At 45.2% G+C, this 17,273-nt stretch carries 11 protein-coding genes; 3 read left to right on the forward strand and 8 right to left on the reverse strand.

The window, feature by feature from the left end:
• Positions 1–52: 52 nt before the first annotated feature.
• The 8 genes from FEK29_RS02000 to FEK29_RS02035 all read right to left on the reverse strand — a co-directional run bounded on the left by FEK29_RS02000 (position 53) and on the right by FEK29_RS02035 (position 11,867).
• Positions 53–1,459, reverse strand: coding sequence for an AGE family epimerase/isomerase (locus FEK29_RS02000; RefSeq protein WP_138256726.1), 1,407 nt, complete (start codon positions 1,457–1,459; stop codon positions 53–55).
• Between the two features lie 915 nt (positions 1,460–2,374).
• Entirely contained in the window at positions 2,375–3,178 is an 804-nt protein-coding gene (locus FEK29_RS02005; RefSeq protein ID WP_138256727.1) for an SH3 domain-containing protein, read from the reverse strand.
• A 208-nt stretch (positions 3,179–3,386) separates the two neighbouring features.
• Complete coding sequence (locus FEK29_RS02010) at positions 3,387–4,943, reverse strand: arylsulfatase (protein ID WP_138256728.1); 1,557 nt, start codon at positions 4,941–4,943, stop codon at positions 3,387–3,389.
• A 164-nt stretch (positions 4,944–5,107) separates the two neighbouring features.
• Positions 5,108–5,314 (reverse strand): YgaP family membrane protein, encoded by a 207-nt coding sequence (locus FEK29_RS02015; protein WP_138256729.1) that lies wholly within the window; start codon positions 5,312–5,314, stop codon positions 5,108–5,110.
• Positions 5,315–5,502: 188 nt separating this feature from the next.
• On the reverse strand, positions 5,503–5,808 hold the full coding sequence (locus tag FEK29_RS02020; protein ID WP_138256730.1) for a hypothetical protein: 306 nt from the start codon (positions 5,806–5,808) through the stop codon (positions 5,503–5,505).
• A 239-nt stretch (positions 5,809–6,047) separates the two neighbouring features.
• Positions 6,048–9,296, reverse strand: a complete 3,249-nt coding sequence (locus FEK29_RS02025) for an efflux RND transporter permease subunit (protein WP_138256731.1) — start codon at positions 9,294–9,296, stop codon at positions 6,048–6,050.
• 123 nt (positions 9,297–9,419) lie between these two features.
• Positions 9,420–10,502, reverse strand: a complete 1,083-nt coding sequence (locus FEK29_RS02030; protein ID WP_138256732.1) for an efflux RND transporter periplasmic adaptor subunit — start codon at positions 10,500–10,502, stop codon at positions 9,420–9,422.
• Positions 10,503–10,565: 63 nt separating this feature from the next.
• A complete protein-coding gene (locus FEK29_RS02035; RefSeq protein WP_138256733.1) occupies positions 10,566–11,867 on the reverse strand; it encodes a TolC family protein in 1,302 nt (433 codons plus the stop codon).
• A gap of 188 nt (positions 11,868–12,055) precedes the next feature.
• Here FEK29_RS02035 and FEK29_RS02040 point away from each other — a divergent pair, with 188 nt between their 5' ends.
• The 3 genes from FEK29_RS02040 (at position 12,056) to FEK29_RS02050 (ending at position 17,173) form a co-directional block, all read left to right on the forward strand.
• Complete coding sequence (locus FEK29_RS02040) at positions 12,056–12,979, forward strand: formylglycine-generating enzyme family protein (protein WP_138256734.1); 924 nt, start codon at positions 12,056–12,058, stop codon at positions 12,977–12,979.
• Between the two features lie 68 nt (positions 12,980–13,047).
• Positions 13,048–14,361 carry a Gfo/Idh/MocA family protein gene (locus FEK29_RS02045; RefSeq protein ID WP_138256735.1) on the forward strand — a complete coding sequence of 438 codons (1,314 nt, stop codon included), beginning with the start codon at positions 13,048–13,050 and terminating at the stop codon, positions 14,359–14,361.
• A 196-nt stretch (positions 14,362–14,557) separates the two neighbouring features.
• Positions 14,558–17,173 carry a M14 family metallopeptidase gene (locus FEK29_RS02050; RefSeq protein WP_138256736.1) on the forward strand — a complete coding sequence of 872 codons (2,616 nt, stop codon included), beginning with the start codon at positions 14,558–14,560 and terminating at the stop codon, positions 17,171–17,173.
• Positions 17,174–17,273 lie beyond the last annotated feature (100 nt).

Genomic DNA, 17,273 nt, shown 5'->3' on the forward strand with positions numbered 1-17,273 from the left:
AAAGAAAAGCCGTTTGGCCGGTAGCTGGAAACTTTAAGGATTCCAAAAGCATTTATTGGTGGGAATCGGTCAATTCAAATTCGCCCTTCATCATTTTTATGACGTTCATCAACGACCTGACATTGTGATAGTTTACCTTCCAAATCTGGGCCTTGGCCTTTTTTTCCGCTTCTGGACTTTTATCTAAACCAGCGTCAAACCAACCGTTATAGGTATGGTCTATCAGATAGGTGTTAATATAGTGCCATTGTTTCTCAAACAACTCGTAATAACGAGGTTCTTCAGGATACAGTTTGGACATGAGCAACAGCGTGTTCAGACATTCTGCCTGCGTCCACCATACCTTCCGGGTGTCTTCAATGGTTCTTGTATTGGTTTCGCCCCAATAGTAACCCCCTTCGTAAAATCCACCTTTTGAGCTGTCCCAGCCCCAATCCAAGGCATGGTCTACCATGGTTTTTGCCTTCCCCATGGTAAGCGTATCGTTTTTCTTGCCCAGCACATGGGAGGCTTCCAAGAGTAAAAAGGCGGTTTCTACATCATGACCGAAGGAGACATGGTCCAAGAAGAAGTTTTCTTTGCGGACACTTTCCGTAGAATCTTTATAGGAAACGGGTGTCCAGTCCCGTTGCAAGTGCAGGGTGAGATAGCCTTTTTCCGTGGTGATGGTATCCCTAATCAGCACCAAAAGTTCTTCCAGCCGTTCTTTTACCAAGGCATCGGGCCATACCTCATATAAAGCTGTAAAACTCTCCAATAGATGTATCGACGAGTTTTGATCCTTCCAGTTCTTCCGGATATAATTGTCATAATTAAGATCATTTTCAGTAACATCTAACATCCAGGAACCATCCATTTGCAACACATCAAAATAGCCTCCATATTCTGGATCATGGGCATGTTCTTCCAACCAATGGAAGGTTTTTTTTGCCAAATTCAAAGCTGTTGTATCTTTTGAGACCTTGTAATATGTGGCCAGTCCGTAAATGGCGAAAGAATTGCTATAGGCGCTTTTCCCAGTGGATAATAGCTTCAGGGAATCCCCTTCTACACCTAACAGGGTATGGAAACCACCGTGCTGGGAATCCCACATATGATCTCTTAAGAACTGATATCCGTGTTTGGCGATTTGCTGATATTTGGGGTCATTGTAATACCTTGCCAAGGTGGAGGCGGTCCAAACATGCCGAGCCTGACTCACCAACATCTTGTTTTGCTTTCCAATCTTGTCCCATTTATAATCAAAGTCCGACCAGAATCCCCCATGGGTGCTATCGACAGTCTTTGGATACCAGACCTTCGCTAAGGTATCCAATGAAGCTTCCAATGCCGTGAGGAGTTCTTTTTTAGGGTCTTTATTCTCACTAGGAATTTCTCTACAGGAAAAGCATAGCAATGAAAAGTATACAATCAGAAATCCATAGGAACTATGTAGAAATAAAGTGTTTTTTAAACTCATATGTCAGGCCAAGAATGATTATACCTAAAGCTACAGATTAATTTTCAAAGAAATAGGAGGTAGCTTTTCAGGAGATAATGGAAGGTTTTTCTATTGGTTTCTCACGGTCTTTTCAGTCGACTTCGACTCCCTTCGGCTGCGCTCAGGGCGAGCCGCTCAGTCTGACAGGCTCGAAACGGTATTTGGTTCACTTTAGTCATTTCTAAGGAGCTTGCGACTGAGAAATCTCATTTCATAAGCCTAGATTTTTCACATTCATTACATTCAGTTCGAAATGACATACTGTGTTTAACTAGTCATTTCCACTGAGTTTTGATAGGAGTCGGGACTAAGAGAAATCCAAAAAAACTATCTTTTCTGTCCAAGAAGCGTTGTTTCGTTTTAGTAAAACTTAGTGGATTGGTTTTCCGATACTTTTTCCATCGCCGAAAAAAGGTTTCAAAAAGAATAGATTTGAATTTTAGATTTCTCACGCTCCACTCTGTTTCGGTTCGAAATGACATTTGGTTCAAGTTAGTCATTTCGACAGAGTCCCGATAGTAATCGGGACGACGAGAAATCTCTTTCTATTATTAAAGATTTCTCATACTCGATACCTCCACTATTTTAACATGAAAAAAAAGCTCCCCTCCCTGAGTAGGGAGGGGTGTTTCGCGACAGCGAAACGGGGAGGGTCGGTGTATTTGTGAAAGGTGCCAATTATTATTTACTGTCAGTTCGAGTGGCGTCCTGTAAGAGACGTTGTATCGAGAACCCATCCCCTTCGCTCAGGACTGGCTCCTTGTGGGCCCAAAAGCTTCTCGATACAAATTTACTCGTACCTCAAAAATTCACTCGAAGTGACGAACAGACCGTGGTATTACAAAACAAAAACCTGTCACTCTTGATGACAGGTTTAGATCGAAATCATTGCTATTATCGCTGTGCCAGCTCCAGATTAAGATTGTTCCAGACCAGTATTTTGGTCTCTTTGCTCATCTTTTCCCACTCGGCCGCTTCATTAAAGTTTTCCCCTATTTCCTTTTTATAGCGGATTTTTCCAGGTACGCCATATTGGTCTTCGGGGAAAATGAATTCCTCCCAGTAATAATAGACCCCTGCATCGGAAGTTTGGGAAAGTCGGGCCACTTGGTGCAGGGCGCCTTCCTGTTGAAAAAGGTAAATGCCACCGCCTTCGACCCCACAGGCTTCAGTCAGATAATCTATAAATAGGATTCCCTCAATATTCGGGAGACCCTTATTTCCCAAAGCACTTAAATAGAACTGGCCATTGGCCAACCGGGTGGATTTTTCGATAAAACTGCCATCGTTCTTTAAGGAGCGTATCAAGAGATAATCCTCATCGCCCGTTTTGCTCCGCCCGAAAAGATGGACCACATCATTTATCACCTTTTTTTCCAAGGAAATGAGTCCGCCAAGGACATAGCCCGCTACGCCCTTATAGGTTACCCTGTAAAATGGGTGGTCAACGCCTTTATAGGGCCATGAGTTTTCGTGCTTTTCTTGGATAACCAAAGGCGAACCTATGGAAAGGGTTTTCAGCACTTTGGAATTTGTGGTAGGCGCTTCCCGTAGTTGTACCTGGTCGCCAAATAGGTACACGGTCTGCCCGGGTTCAAAGCCACAATCTTCATAGATACAGTGCACTTTTTCTTGGGCCTTGGTAGACAAACAGATGGTTAGTATGGTAAGGATGGACAATATCTGTTTTGCTTTCATCGTAAAGAAATTTAATAGTAAATAAAGAACGTTGACCTAGCTAATGGTCTGTATGAACCCGGTTCCTTATACCTACGTGATGCTAAATATCAAGAGCCGACAATATCGATGAAACGTGTTGTTTTGTGGATGAACTACGGTATTTATAAAACCATTAACAGTGATTTTAGGGTAGATCATGGCTAAATAATGAACACATCCCTCAAGATCAAGAACCCAATAATCCCGATTCTATCAATGGAATCCGAAACCGTTCCGTTTCCGCATTGGTATGTTCCCTAGCAAAAATGGCAGCGGCCTTTTCCAAAATTTCGGGGTGCTGGGCAGCGACATTTTCGGTTTCGGCGGGGTCTGTTTGTAGATTATAAAGTTCCAAAGTGGGACTTTCGTCATCCTTTAAATGTTGACGGACCACTTTCCAATCGCCCATCCGAATGGCGACCTGACCCCCGTATTCCGGGAATTCCCAAAAAAGGAATTCATGCTCCTCCTGTCCTTCATGCTGTAACAACGTGGGTAAAAAACTGATACCATCCGTGTCCGAAGGTTTTTCATAGCCGATTAAATCGGATAGCATAGCCATCACATCATACTGTACCGAAATATGGTCCGTCTTGGAACCTGCTTGAATATGGCCCGGCCAACTGGCGATCATTGGAACGCGGATACCTCCCTCATACACAAAGCCTTTTCCCTTGCCCCGTTCCTCACCAAAAGGTCCGGAGCTGTTGAAGAAAGTGCCATCGGTTCCTCCAGTGAAGGTGACCCCATTATCGGAACTAAAAAGAATAAGTGTATTCTCGTAGAGACCTTCTTTTTTAAGGTGATCGATAAGTTTGCCTACATTCTCATCGAGATAGGAAATCATGGCTGCATAGCCTGCGCGTGGATTTTGATGGGGAAAATACCCCTTGTCGCCCAAATAGGGTTCTTCCGGACCAAACTTTTTCTTGTAATAGTCCACCCAGCGTTGTGGGGCCTGAATAGGGTTATGGGGAATGGGGGTGGCCCAATAAAAAAAGAACGGGTCTTTCTGTTGGTTGGAAATAAAGTTGATCATTTGGTCGAACATCAAATCAGGGGCGTAGTCCTTTAGGGTATAATCCGCATAGCTTGCGGGGTCATTGGGGTCCGTTCCGTCTGGAAATCTGGTGGACGGTGCAATGGTATCGTTCTGCAGATGTACCCTATTTTCATTGTGATACAAATGAAGGGGATAATATGTATGTGCCTGCCTTTGGCAATTATAGCCAAAGAAAAAATCGAACCCCATTTTCGTGGGAATGGACTCCGTATGCGGGGCTCCCAAGCCCCATTTCCCCACCATGCCCGTGGCATAGCCTTCTTCCTTGAGTTTTTGTGGTAATAGGACTGTGCCGGAAGGAATGGGCCGCTGCCCCTCTAGGGTAGAATCTTTGGCCATTGCCCGATAATCCCATACATCGCCCCGTACACCCCACTCATCATTGCCTCTTATATAGGCATGCCCGGAATGTTTTCCGGTCAATAACATGTACCGGGCCGGGGCACAGACCGGCGCACTGGTATAATGTTGGGTAAAAAGCATACCGCTTTTGGCGAGGGCATCTATGTTTGGGGTTTCTATTTTTTCCTGTCCATAGACGCCTAGTTCACCGTACCCTAGGTCATCGGCAAGAATGTAAATTATGTTTGGTTTTTGTGGTTTGGGAGCTTCGGTTGTTTGTTCCTCTTTACAGCCAAGTATCAAAAGGGAGCATAAAAGCAGGGAAAAGGTCGGTTTCATGGTGTTCGATTTTCTTCCTACAAGCTACTAAAAATTGGCGGATTTGTTTTGGATGGAGATTAATGCCGAACGACCCTCCCCGTTCCGCTCTCGCGGAACGCCCCTCCCTGACCAGGTAGGGGAGCTTTTTTTGTGTAGAAGAAGTTAGTGGGCAACTATTTTGTTTAGGCCTCACATCCTTTATCGGCATCCTTGATACCAATTTTTCTAAGGATATCTTCCATCAAGCACCATTTGGTAAAAGAGGATTGCAACAAGTTGGCTCCAACGAATACGGTGAACCATAACCAATTAATGTTAACATAGAGAGCCAATAGTACGCTAATGATGATAAAAGTACCGGCAATTGCACGAATATATCTGTTGATCATATTTTTTGGATTTAGGGTTAAACCCCGATTATGCTTTAGAAAAGCTGTTACAGCTAAAAATCGCTTCAAAATAAAACGCTACGCTGTATTTTCAATTTCACCATAGCGGTGCTATGCCAAAATTTCCAAACCACTTTATTTTATTGCGCTTTTTACCTTCACGACGCTCCCCTAATGCATATTCTGGGTTAAATTGATTTTTCAATGGGGACCACAACAGCTTTAATTGGGTTATTGGTTTCCATCTTACTGTTGAATTCCTTAATGAGGCCGAAAAGCTGGTCGATATTTTCATCCTCCGTAAAGGAGAAGAAAAGGCTGGACTCCACACCGCCTTTTTCGCTGGGGAACCAACTGGCGGTTCGTACCATGGGCGCAACATTTTTATAGCCGTCAATATCGGAGCCGCTATAGCTATCGATATGTGCTTTTTTAAACATTTGAAGGATTTCTGTATCGAACTCCTCCACTACGGTGACGATCAATAGTTTCATCTGTTTATATTTAATAATAATAAAAGGTCAGATGCAATTCGCCAATAACCATCAAGGTTGGTATCAAGACTTGTTATGGCTCATTTCATACGGTTAAAATTCAAGTTCAAATTTCAAGTTCAAGCTCAAATGTCAAGTTCAAGTCCAATTGTTTTCATTTCAGCTTCCTATAACCAATTTATATCAGCTACATGGTTTCACTCGTTCTGGAAGTTGAAGCACCATCCAATCCCTGAAAATCAAATACTGTCAATCTCATCATCCGTTGTTCCTCCTTCGGGGGTAAGGGAGCTTTCCGGATAATTCTTCTTTTCGATCATATAATACACCAAGGGCACTACCAATAATGTCAATACGGTAGAGACAATGGTTCCTCCCATGAGGGAGATAGCCAGGCCTTGGAAAATAGGGTCAAAAAGGATGACGAATGCCCCGATAACCACCGTTCCTGCTGTCAATAGGATGGGGGTCGTACGTACGGCGCCCGCTTCAATGGCCGCCTGTTTTAAGGATACGCCCTCGGCCAAACGCAGGTTGATAAAATCGATTAACAAGACCGAGTTCCGCACCATGATACCTGCCAAGGCAATCATCCCAATAAAAGAAGTCGCAGTAAAGAAGGCACCCATCAACCAATGCCCTAGGATAATCCCGATTAAGGACAATGGAATGGCCACCATCATGACCACGGGCGCTTTAAAGTTCTGGAACCATCCCACGATCAAAATATAGATGAGAATAATGGCCCCCATAAAGGCAATGCCCAAATCACGGAACACTTCCAAGGTAATCTGCCATTCACCGTCCCATTTCACGGTATAATCATCTTCATATTCGGGCTGGCCCAAGTATAGCTCGTTCATTTCATAGCCTTGTGGCAAAGGAATTTCCTTTAACTTCTCGTCCATACCCAAAATGGCATAGGCGGGACTCTCCAATGCTCCGGCCATATCCGCTATGACATACACCACTCGTTTCTGGTTCTTACGGTAGATACTTTTAGCACTGGTGACGGGCTGTATATCGACCAAATCGGCAATGGGAACCATATTCCCTTGTTGCGACTTTACCTTCAATTGGGCAATGTCCGTTATGGTAGATTTCTCCTTTTCATCCAAGGCCAATACCAATCCCACCTGCTGAACGGCGTTCTCATCATATAGATTCGCAATAGGTCTATTGCTCAATGCCATATTCATGGTATAGGCTATCTGTTGTGGGGCCACCCCATACAACATGGCTTTTTCCCGATCTATGACAAACTGATACTCTGTTTGATCCGATTCTACCATCCAATCGATATCTACCACATCTTGAGTGTTTTTCAAGATATCCTGAACATTATCCGCAATTTGCATTTGGGTATCGTAGTCCGGACCGTATACTTCCGCCACGATGGTGGAAAGTACAGGGGGTCCTGGTGGTACCTCTACCACCTTTACATTGGCATTGTATTTTGAGGCGATGCGTTGTATTTCAGGTCGTAGCAATTTGGCAATATCATGGCTTTGGGCACTTCGTTCGCCCTTGTCGATAAGGTTTACCTGAATATCCGCCATATTACTACCGCCACGAAGATCGTAGTGCCGTACCAAACCGTTGAAGGTAATGGGGGCGGAAGTACCTACATAATTTTGATAGTTTACCACTTCTGGCCTGGTGGCCAAGTATTGGGAAATTTCCTGGGCTACGACTCCGGTACGTTCCAAAGTAGTACCTTCTGGCATATCGATGACCACCTGAAATTCATTCTTGTTGTCAAAAGGCAACATTTTTACCGCTACCGATTTTGTAAAGAACAGCAACATAGACCCTATGAGCAAAAAGAAGGTGAATCCAAGGAACATCCAACGTTTTCCCTTGTGCTCGATCAAGGGGCGCTCAAACTTGTCATAAAATTTATAGATCAATGTATCCTCCAAGGGTTTTTCCTCTTTCTCCACGGTCTCCTTTTTGTCCTTTTCACGTAGGAAGATATATCCCAAATACGGGGTGATGGTCAAGGCCACAAAGAGCGACAAGATCATGGCGATGGATGCACCTATAGGCATTGGCGCCATATAAGGACCCATCAATCCAGATACGAAGGCCATGGGCAATACCGAGGCAATTACGGTGAACGTTGCCAAAATGGTTGGGTTACCAACTTCATTGATGGCATATAGGGCGGCCTGTTTAAAGGGTAGCCGCTTCATCTTAAAATGACGGTGCATATTCTCCGCAATGATGATGGAGTCGTCCACCACGATACCTGTTACGAACACCAAGGCGAAAAGGGTGATTCGGTTCAAGGTATAATCCAGCATGTAATAGCTCAACAAGGTCAAGGCGAAGGTAATGGGCACCGAAAGGAATACCACCAAGCCACCGCGCCATCCCATGGCCAACATGACCACAAAGGTCACGGCAATGATGGATCCGATAAGGTGCAAGAGGAGTTCAGACACCTTATGGGAAGCCGTTTCCCCGTAGTTTCGGGTGATTTCCACATGCACATCATCGGGAATTAGGGTGGTCCTTAAATGGTCCACCTTATCCACGATCACTTCCGCAATTTTCATGGCATCCGCTCCTTTCCTTTTGGCTACGGATATGGTTACGGCAGGATATTCAGATGGATATTCCGTAGCTTTTTCACTGGCCTGGCCAAAGCCCAGACTCACGTAATTTTGGGGTATCTCCGGACCATCGATGATTTCTGCCACCTGTTTTAGGTAGACTGGTCTATTTTGTTGTACGCCCACGACCAAATTTTCTACATCGGTGACCGATTCCAAAAACTTTCCGGCGCTCACTAAAAATTCGGTATCGTTTCGGTCAAAACTACCCGAATTTAGTTGGGCGTTGTTGCCTTTAATCATTTCGGAAACACTTAGGAAATCCAGTCCACTGGCGGCCAATTTGTCCTTGTCCAAAACCACGCGTAATTGTCGGTTTTGCCCCCCAATTTTATGGGTCACCGCCACATCGTTGACTTTTTTGATTTCCGCTTCCAGCTCCTGGGCCATTTGCCCCAATTGATAGCCGCTGTAGTTTTCGCTCCAAAGGGTCAATCCCAACATGGGAACATCGTCTATGGCACGGGTCTTTACCAAGGGAAAGGTCACCCCCTGTGGCATCTGGTCCATGTGCTTGTTGATCTCGTTGTATAGTTTTACGAAAGAGCGCTCAATATCCTCGCCCACATAGAACTGCACGATGACCATGCCCTGTTCCTTCATGGATGTGGAATACACATATTCCACCCCCTTAATGTTACTGATGAGTTGCTCCAAGGGTTTTATGACCCTGGACTCCACTTCGGTCGGGCTCGCCCCAGGGTATCCCACAAAAATATCGGCCATGGGCACATCGATCTGTGGTTCCTCCTCCCGTGGGATCAAAAAGGAGCTATATACCCCAATGACCATAAATACGATCATCAGTAGCACCGTTAACTTACTGCCTATGAACATTTTGGCAATCTTGCCAGCTAAACCTTCCTTCATTTTATTTTTTATTAGTTGGGCGTTTTCACCTGCCAATGGGGCAGGCGGGCGGGCTTTCCGTTTTTACTCCTCCCTGCCAAGGCAGGTGCGGGGTAACCACTGCAATCCCTAACGCGTTTCCTTTTATTGTATCGCCAATGTTGCTCCGTTGTACAGTTTTCCTTCCGCTGAAACAATGTATTTTTCATCCTGCGCAAGACCGGATAACACCTCTACCTGATCGCCAAAAGTGCGCCCCAATCGCAACCATCGCAAGAGGGCCGTATTACTTTCGCTTACGGTATAGACACCGGTGAGACTTCCGTTCATCACCAAGGCATCGGTGGGTATCATAATCGCGGTATTGTTCGTTTTTTTGGTAACAGGGAACTGTACGGTGGCATACATTCCGGATAGTATGGGAATGTCCGTTTTTTCCAAAACCACCTTTACCAAATATTGACCTCCCGTATTTTTAGAGGAGGAACTTACTTCGGTCACTTTACCCTTTACATTTTGCCCCAAGGATTTGATAAGGACGTTTACCGGGGTATCATTTTTTATTTCAGTGATTTCGGATTCCGGAACCATGGCCAACACTTGGTAGGTTCCTGGCGCCTCTATTTCCAAAAGGGGCATTCCGGGGTTTGCCATATCCCCGGCATTGATAAATTTATTGGTCACCACGCCGCCAAAGGGAGCGCGAATGTTCGCATAGCCCATTTGTGCATTGACCTCGTTCTTCATTTGTTTGGCCGACTCCAATCGGGCCTTGGCCATAGTGTAATGGGCCGTAACGTCATCCAGTTCCTTTTGGGAGGCACTGTTCTCCTTAAAAAGGGTGGAAAATCGGTTATAATCCTTTTCGGCATAGGTATAAGCGGCGGTTGCCTCGGCAATATGGGCATTCACTTGGGCCAACTTGGCGGATACATCCGCATTGTTCACGCTCAACAAGAGCTGCCCGTTGGTCACTTTTTCACCAACCTGTACGTATATTTTATCCACATACCCCATCATACGCGTACTGATGTTCGCACTTCTGGCCGCTTCCACCTTGCCGCTTACGGTAAGGAACGGGTCATTGCTGTTTTGTGTAACGGTACTTGTGGTAACCGAAATGGCAGGACCTTTGGTTGCCGCAGTTGTTTTTTCATCATTACCACAACCGGTCAATAGCAGGGTCACGGTTATAACGATGCTCTGTATGTATATTCTGTTTTTCATTTGAAACTATGATTTAGTCGTTTTGTGTTATTTTATTAGTATTCGCCTTTGGGGGCAAGGGACCTATTCTTTTGTCAGGAACTGCACGTATGCCAAGGCATAGTTGTGTTCAAAAATGGTCCTATAGTATTCCAGTGTTTTTTGGGAATATTGGGTTTCGGCCATTAATAGGTCGGTCGTTTTTTCCAAGCCCTGTTCAAATCGGTTCGTACGGATCCGTAGCGATTCTTGGGACTGTTCCAAGGCCAGTTTGGTAAGCCTTAACTTATTCTGGGCGTTCTCCAAATTTCGTTTTGCCCTGTTCAGTTCCAGCGCACTTTCAGATTTGTATTGCTCCAATTGTAGTTTAGCCTTGTCGTATTCGGCCTTGCTTTTCTGTGATTTTCCAAACCGTTTGCTTCCCTCAAAAAGATTCCATTTGAGTTCTGCCCCGAACAAATATCCATCGGCATCGCCCTGAAAGACTTCATCGTCATGCATTTCGTAAGTGCCAAAGGCATTCAATCTGGGCAGAAAGGACATTTGGTCCGCCTTGTGCATTTGTTTGTAGGCCTCCGTAGCGGAATCCATAGCCAAAATATCCTTTCGGTTTTCGGAAAGCGATACCGCATCGATGTCCGAATAGGACACGGAGAGGGAGTCCGTCGGTTTCAGAACCGTGGTACCGGTCTCGTTCATGAGAACCGACAAATAGTTGCTGGCATTGAGGATATTGCTCTGGGCATAGTGCAATTGGTTGTCTATTTCCGTGACCCGTACCTGAACGGCCAATACGTCCGACTTCTGTAGGTATCCCTGGGCAAAGCTGTTTTCCGCAATACGCTGGTTTTCCAAAGCCGTTTCCTTCGCTTTTTCCAGCACGTCCACCGTTTTATAGGCAAGTTGTAATTGCATAAAGGCTTTTTCGACTTCAAGAGCCATGTAATCGCCGGTGCGTTCCGATTGTAGTTCGGTTGCCGTCCACTTCGCCTTGGCAGCCTTTCGTTGAAACATACCGTCCAGGTTGATCAAGGGCTGTTGTACTTCTACTCTGGTGGCATAGTCCTCTATTTGCCTGGGGTCGTTCAATAGGGTTGGGTCGAAGTCCGCCGCCGTAAGGATCTGCTGGTTCAATTTGGAACCAAAGGCCATCAGGGGATTTGTAGTGGCGATTCCCGTATGGGAAACGCTTATGTTCGGCAATAAAACTGCATTGGTCTGCAAGTAATCCCCTTTGGCGGCAAGGGCATCTTGCGCGGCAATTTTAAGAGTATTATTGGCCTGCATTACTTTTGTCATAACTTCTTCCTTCGTAATGGGCGTGGTATTTTGACCTATCCCAAAATAGCAGGAGAAAAGAATAATATATCCTAGTAGGTATTTCATTGTTGTAATATATTTTGGACAAAATTAGATTGGGGAAACAAGCTGTGCAGTAACATTTGTTACCGAACCCCTATGGCAGGAAAATGGATGCCAATTGTGGTTTTATAAATCGGACATTTCTATGGTTATCAAGAATTAGTATGATTTCATATATTTACTAGGTACCAACTCCGGAAGGAACTTCAAATATGAAAATCACCACCCTTATTATCGCCATGATGCTGCTGGTATCCGTAGATCAGGAACCAAAAGCCTATACGCAGAGGCTGCCTGGAAGTGAATTGGAAATTGAAATGGTAGCGATACCCTCCGGTTCGTTCCAAATGGGAAGTACCGATCCGGAAGACAAAAATGCGTATCCACAAAGGAAGGTTTCTGTGAATGGTTTTTGGATGTCCTCCAAGGAGGTTACCTGGGAGCTTTACCGCGAGTTCTTAAAACGGGAATTGGATGGCGCTGCCATGAAGAACGAAACTATTGAAATCGATGCCGTTACCGGAGCAACGATTCCCTATGTGGATATGGGATTGGGCATGGGTTCCGAAGGTTCCTTGCCAGTGGCAAATGTAACCGTGCTAGGCGCATCACAGTTCTGTAAATGGCTTACCGCCTTGACCGGGGTGTATTACCGATTGCCTACAGAGGCCGAATGGGAATATGCCGCAAGGGCCGGAAGTTCTGGACCCTATTTTTTTGAGGATGACGGAAATCTAGGGGAATATGCGTGGTTCGATGAAAATAGTGGGGAGAGCTATCACGAAGTAGGACAAAAGAGACCCAACCCATGGGGCCTCTATGACATGTATGGCAATGTGGCCGAGTGGACCTTGGACCAATATGTTGAGGATGCCTATACAAAGGACCAGGTATTTCATCCTATTACAAAACCCTATCCCACAGTTGTACGGGGAGGGTCTTTTAAGGATACGGCCAAAGAAGTTGGTTCAACGGTCCGTACGGGGTCTGATTTGGTATGGAAGGTACGCGACCCCCAGTTTCCCCAAAGCAAATGGTGGAATACGGATGCCGCCTTTGTCGGGTTTAGAATTGTAAGACCAATGAATGTTCCCGAAATAGAAGAGGACAATACGTTTTGGATAAAAGCCAACTGATTTTTACATATCCAAAGTATAACACGATAAAGTAACAACAGAACCATCAATAAAAACAACAAAACAAAATGCAAAACACACGAAGAGATTTTGTAAAAAGGAGTACCATGGCCTCCGCGGGATTGGTATTGACACCTTCGCTGGAAACACGAGGAATGTTCAACATTTTTAACGAAAAGAAACTGAAAGTAGCCCTGGTAGGTTGTGGCGGCAGGGGTTCCGGTGCAGCGAACCAAGCACTTCAGGCAGATGATAATATTGAGCTGGTGGCCATGGCCGATGCTTTTGAGGACAGACTCACCGAAAGTTACAACAACTTGTATGAGAAGTACAAGGATACCGGTAAGTTCAGCGTAAAGGAGAAAAACAAATTTGTAGGATTTGATGGCTATAAAAGAGCCATTGACATTGCGGATGTCGTCATTTTGGCAACACCGCCGGGATTTAGGCCCGCCCATTTCGCCTATGCCGTAGAAAATGGGAAGCATGTATTTATGGAAAAACCAGTGGCTACTGATGTTCCCGGCATTCAAAAGGTACTAAAATATGCTCGGGAAGCCAAGGACAAAAACCTAAAAGTGGTAGTAGGGCTGCAGCGCAGGTATCAGGAAAACTATTTGGCCGCATTGGAGGAAATTAAAAAAGGCGCGGTTGGTAAGTTAGTGGGAGGACAGGTGTATTGGAACAGTGCCGGGGTATGGGTACGGCCAAGAAAACCGGAATATACGGAGCTGGAGTACCAAATGCGCAACTGGTACTATTTTAATTGGCTCTGTGGGGATCATATTTTGGAGCAGCACATTCACAATATCGATGTGGCCAACTGGTTTTTGGATGAATTCCCTGTTTCGGCGCAGGGCATGGGCGGTAGGCAAGTCCGCACGGGGAAGGACCATGGGGAAATCTTTGACCATCACTTCGTAGAATTTACCTATCCCAGCGGTGCTGTCATTTCAAGTCAGTGCAGGCATCAGCCCGGCACCTACAATAGGGTAGCGGAACAATTTCAGGGCACCAAGGGCTTTGTAAGCACCAACGATGCCGCTGCTGCCTTTTTATATGATCTGGAAGGGAACGAAATAGGGAAGTTTGAAAACTCATCTGGGCATAATCCCTATCAGGAAGAGCATAATAGATTGTTCAAGGCGATTCGTGAAAATACCAAACTTAATAATGCCGAATATGGTGCAAAAAGTACCTTGACGGCCATTATGGGCCGTATGGCCACCTACAGTGGAGAGGTTATCAAGTGGGAGGATGCCATGCAATCCACGCTCCAACTGGTGCCCGATGACATGACCTGGGATACCCCACCACCGGTACTACCAAAAGCGGATGGATTCTATGAAATCCCGACACCAGGCAAGACAAAGGTTTTGTAATCATTTAAAAAGCTTTTTGCCAAACCCAGATTCTTATGAAACTTGGGTTTTTCTTTATATATAAATCGATAAAAACCGCAATGATAAATTGCCAATTTGGAAAAAGTCGGAAGAACAAGGGCAAACCAAGCGTTTCGGTTTTAATACTTCCAGAGGAATGCTTAAATTCCTGACTCAAATCAAACTAATTCAAAAAATGACTTCAAAAACACGTTTATACAAAGGTATCTTAATGACCATTGTACTCTTAATGTCATGCATTTCCCAAAGCATGGCCCAAAATGTTCCCTCCCCTGAAGATGTTTATGGATTTCGGGTAGGGGATGATTATAAACTGGCGGATTATAACCAAATAGAGGATTATCTGGGAAAATTGGCCGCTGCCTCCAATAGGGTTCAAATGAAGGAAATAGGCACTACGGTGCTGGGCAGAAAAATGTACATCCTATTCATATCCAGCGAAGAAAACCTTTCCCAATTGGACAAATGGAAGGATATCAGTGCAAAACTGGCCCGAGTAAGCGTTTCTGATGAAGAAGCCTTGCAGTTATCGGAATCAGGCAAAGCGGTTGTTTGGGTCGATGGAGGTATGCATTCCACGGAACTGGCCCATGGTCAAATGACCTCAGAGCTGGCTTATACCTTGGCTACCTCAGAAACTACGGAAATGAAAAAAATCAGGGAGAACGTCGTCACCATTTTAATGCCCGTAATGAATCCTGATGGATTGGATATTGTCGTTGATTGGTATAGAAAGAATATGGGCACACCGTATGAAACCTCACGTCCTCCCATTCTATACCATTATTATATGGGTCATGACAACAATAGGGATTGGTTCATGAACACCATGCCGGAAACCTATAATGTGACCAAAATCCTATATAATGAATGGTATCCACAGATTGTGTACAACCACCACCAATCTTCCCCTTCATGGACGAAGATTTCCATTCCGCCCTATGCGGACCCGGTAAACCCAAAGATCCATCCTGCCGTAACCGCAGGGGTAAGTGAAGTGGGTTCGGCCATGTCCAAACGTTTCTCCTTGGAAAACATGCCAGGTGCCATTGCAGATAATTTCTACACGATGTTCTGGAACGGAGGAGGTAGAACCGTTCCATATTATCACAATATGATCGGTATTTTAACCGAAACCGGCCATACCACCCCTACGCCTAGGTTTTACGACCCAGAAAAATTACCCAAAACCGTTGCGGGAACAACCCCTACCGATGGCACGGACATCATGTATCCAGACCCTTGGAAGGGTGGAGAGTCCCACTTTAGGGATGCTGTGGATTATATGTTGACGGCTACTTGGGCCACGCTGGACTTAGCTGCGGACAGAAAAAGCAATTATCTATACAACATCTATAAGATGGGTGCTTCGGCCATTGAAAAGGCCAAGACAGAAGGCCCTTATGCCTATGTCATTGGAACCGACCAATGGGACCATTTTGAAGCTGTCAACTTGGTGAACGTCCTACTTAAGGGTGGGATTGAAATCCAAAAGGCTACCAAAAATTTTACCATCGGCGATAAGAAATATGAAAAGGGCTCTTATATTATTTACGGGGGACAGGCCTTTAGGCCTTATTTGTTGGACTTGATGGAAAAACAAAACTACCCTACCCGCTTCCAATATCCAGGTGGACCACCGGACACCCCATACGATTTGGCAGGTTGGACATTGCCCATGCAAATGGGTGTGACCGTGGACAAAATCAAGGACTCTTTTGAAGCTTCCACGGAAAAAGTAGCCGATAGGGCAACTTATAAGGAGGGCGATGTGGATGGTAAGGGTTCCTTTGGTTTTGCGTTCAGTGCAAACAGTAACGCCTCTGTTGTGGCCACCAACAAAATATTAAAAGCCGGTGGCACGGCCTATAAGACCAAGGAGGAATTAAAGATTGGTAAAGCGACCTTGCCCGCAGGTTCCTATATCGTTTCTGGGGGCAGTGCATCCGTTGCCGAATTGGCAGGCCAGTACGGTTTGGAAGTTATCGGAATTGCGGATAGACCGGAAATCGGATTGACAAAAATCCACCTGCCTAAAATCGGACTTTACAAATCATGGGTGGCCAACATGGATGAGGGTTGGACACGATTTGTCATGGATGAATATGAATTTGAAATGGATACCTTACACGATAGGGATATCCAAACAGCCGACCTATCCCAATATGACGCGCTGATCATTCCTTCTCAAAGACCTAGTTCTATTTTACACGGACATTCCAATTTGGAAATGCCGGAAAAGTTTACGGGAGGTATCGGTTTGGAAGGCACGGTCGCTCTTAGTAAATATGTAAAGAACGGGGGCATCTTGTTGGCCTTTGACGAAGCGAGCAATTATGTCATCGAACAGTTTGGATTACCGCTTAAGGACGCTACCGCAGGTGCGGACAGTAAGGATTTCTTTATTCCCGGATCTTTGATTAAAACAAGCATAGACACCAAACACCCCTTGGCATTCGGCATGCAGGATACGGTGTCCGTTTCCTTTAATAAAAGCAGGGCGTTTACCATAGACAAGCAAAGTAAAAAAGGAGAAGGTGGCGAGGAAAAAATTGCCGATGCCCCAGCCCCAAATGTTGAGGTAATAGCGACCTATGCATCCAAGAACCTGTTGATGAGCGGTTGGGCCATGGGCGAGGAAAAATACATCGCTAAAAAACCGGCCATGGTGAAAGTAGGCTATGGTGACGGCAATGTAATTTTGTTCGCATTCAGGCCCCAATTTCGTGCGCAACCCAGGGGCACCTATAAGCTTATTTTCAATGCCTTGTACGAGGGAGCATCAGAATAGGCAACACTATAAAAATTAACTTTAAAGGCCTGTCGATATTTCGACAGGCTTTTTTATAGCTGAATTCCGATTTGATTTATGTAATCTTGAATTTGGGGTT

The sequence above is a fragment of the Maribacter aurantiacus genome, assembly GCF_005780245.1.
Classification (GTDB): Bacteria; Bacteroidota; Bacteroidia; order Flavobacteriales; family Flavobacteriaceae; genus Maribacter; species Maribacter flavus.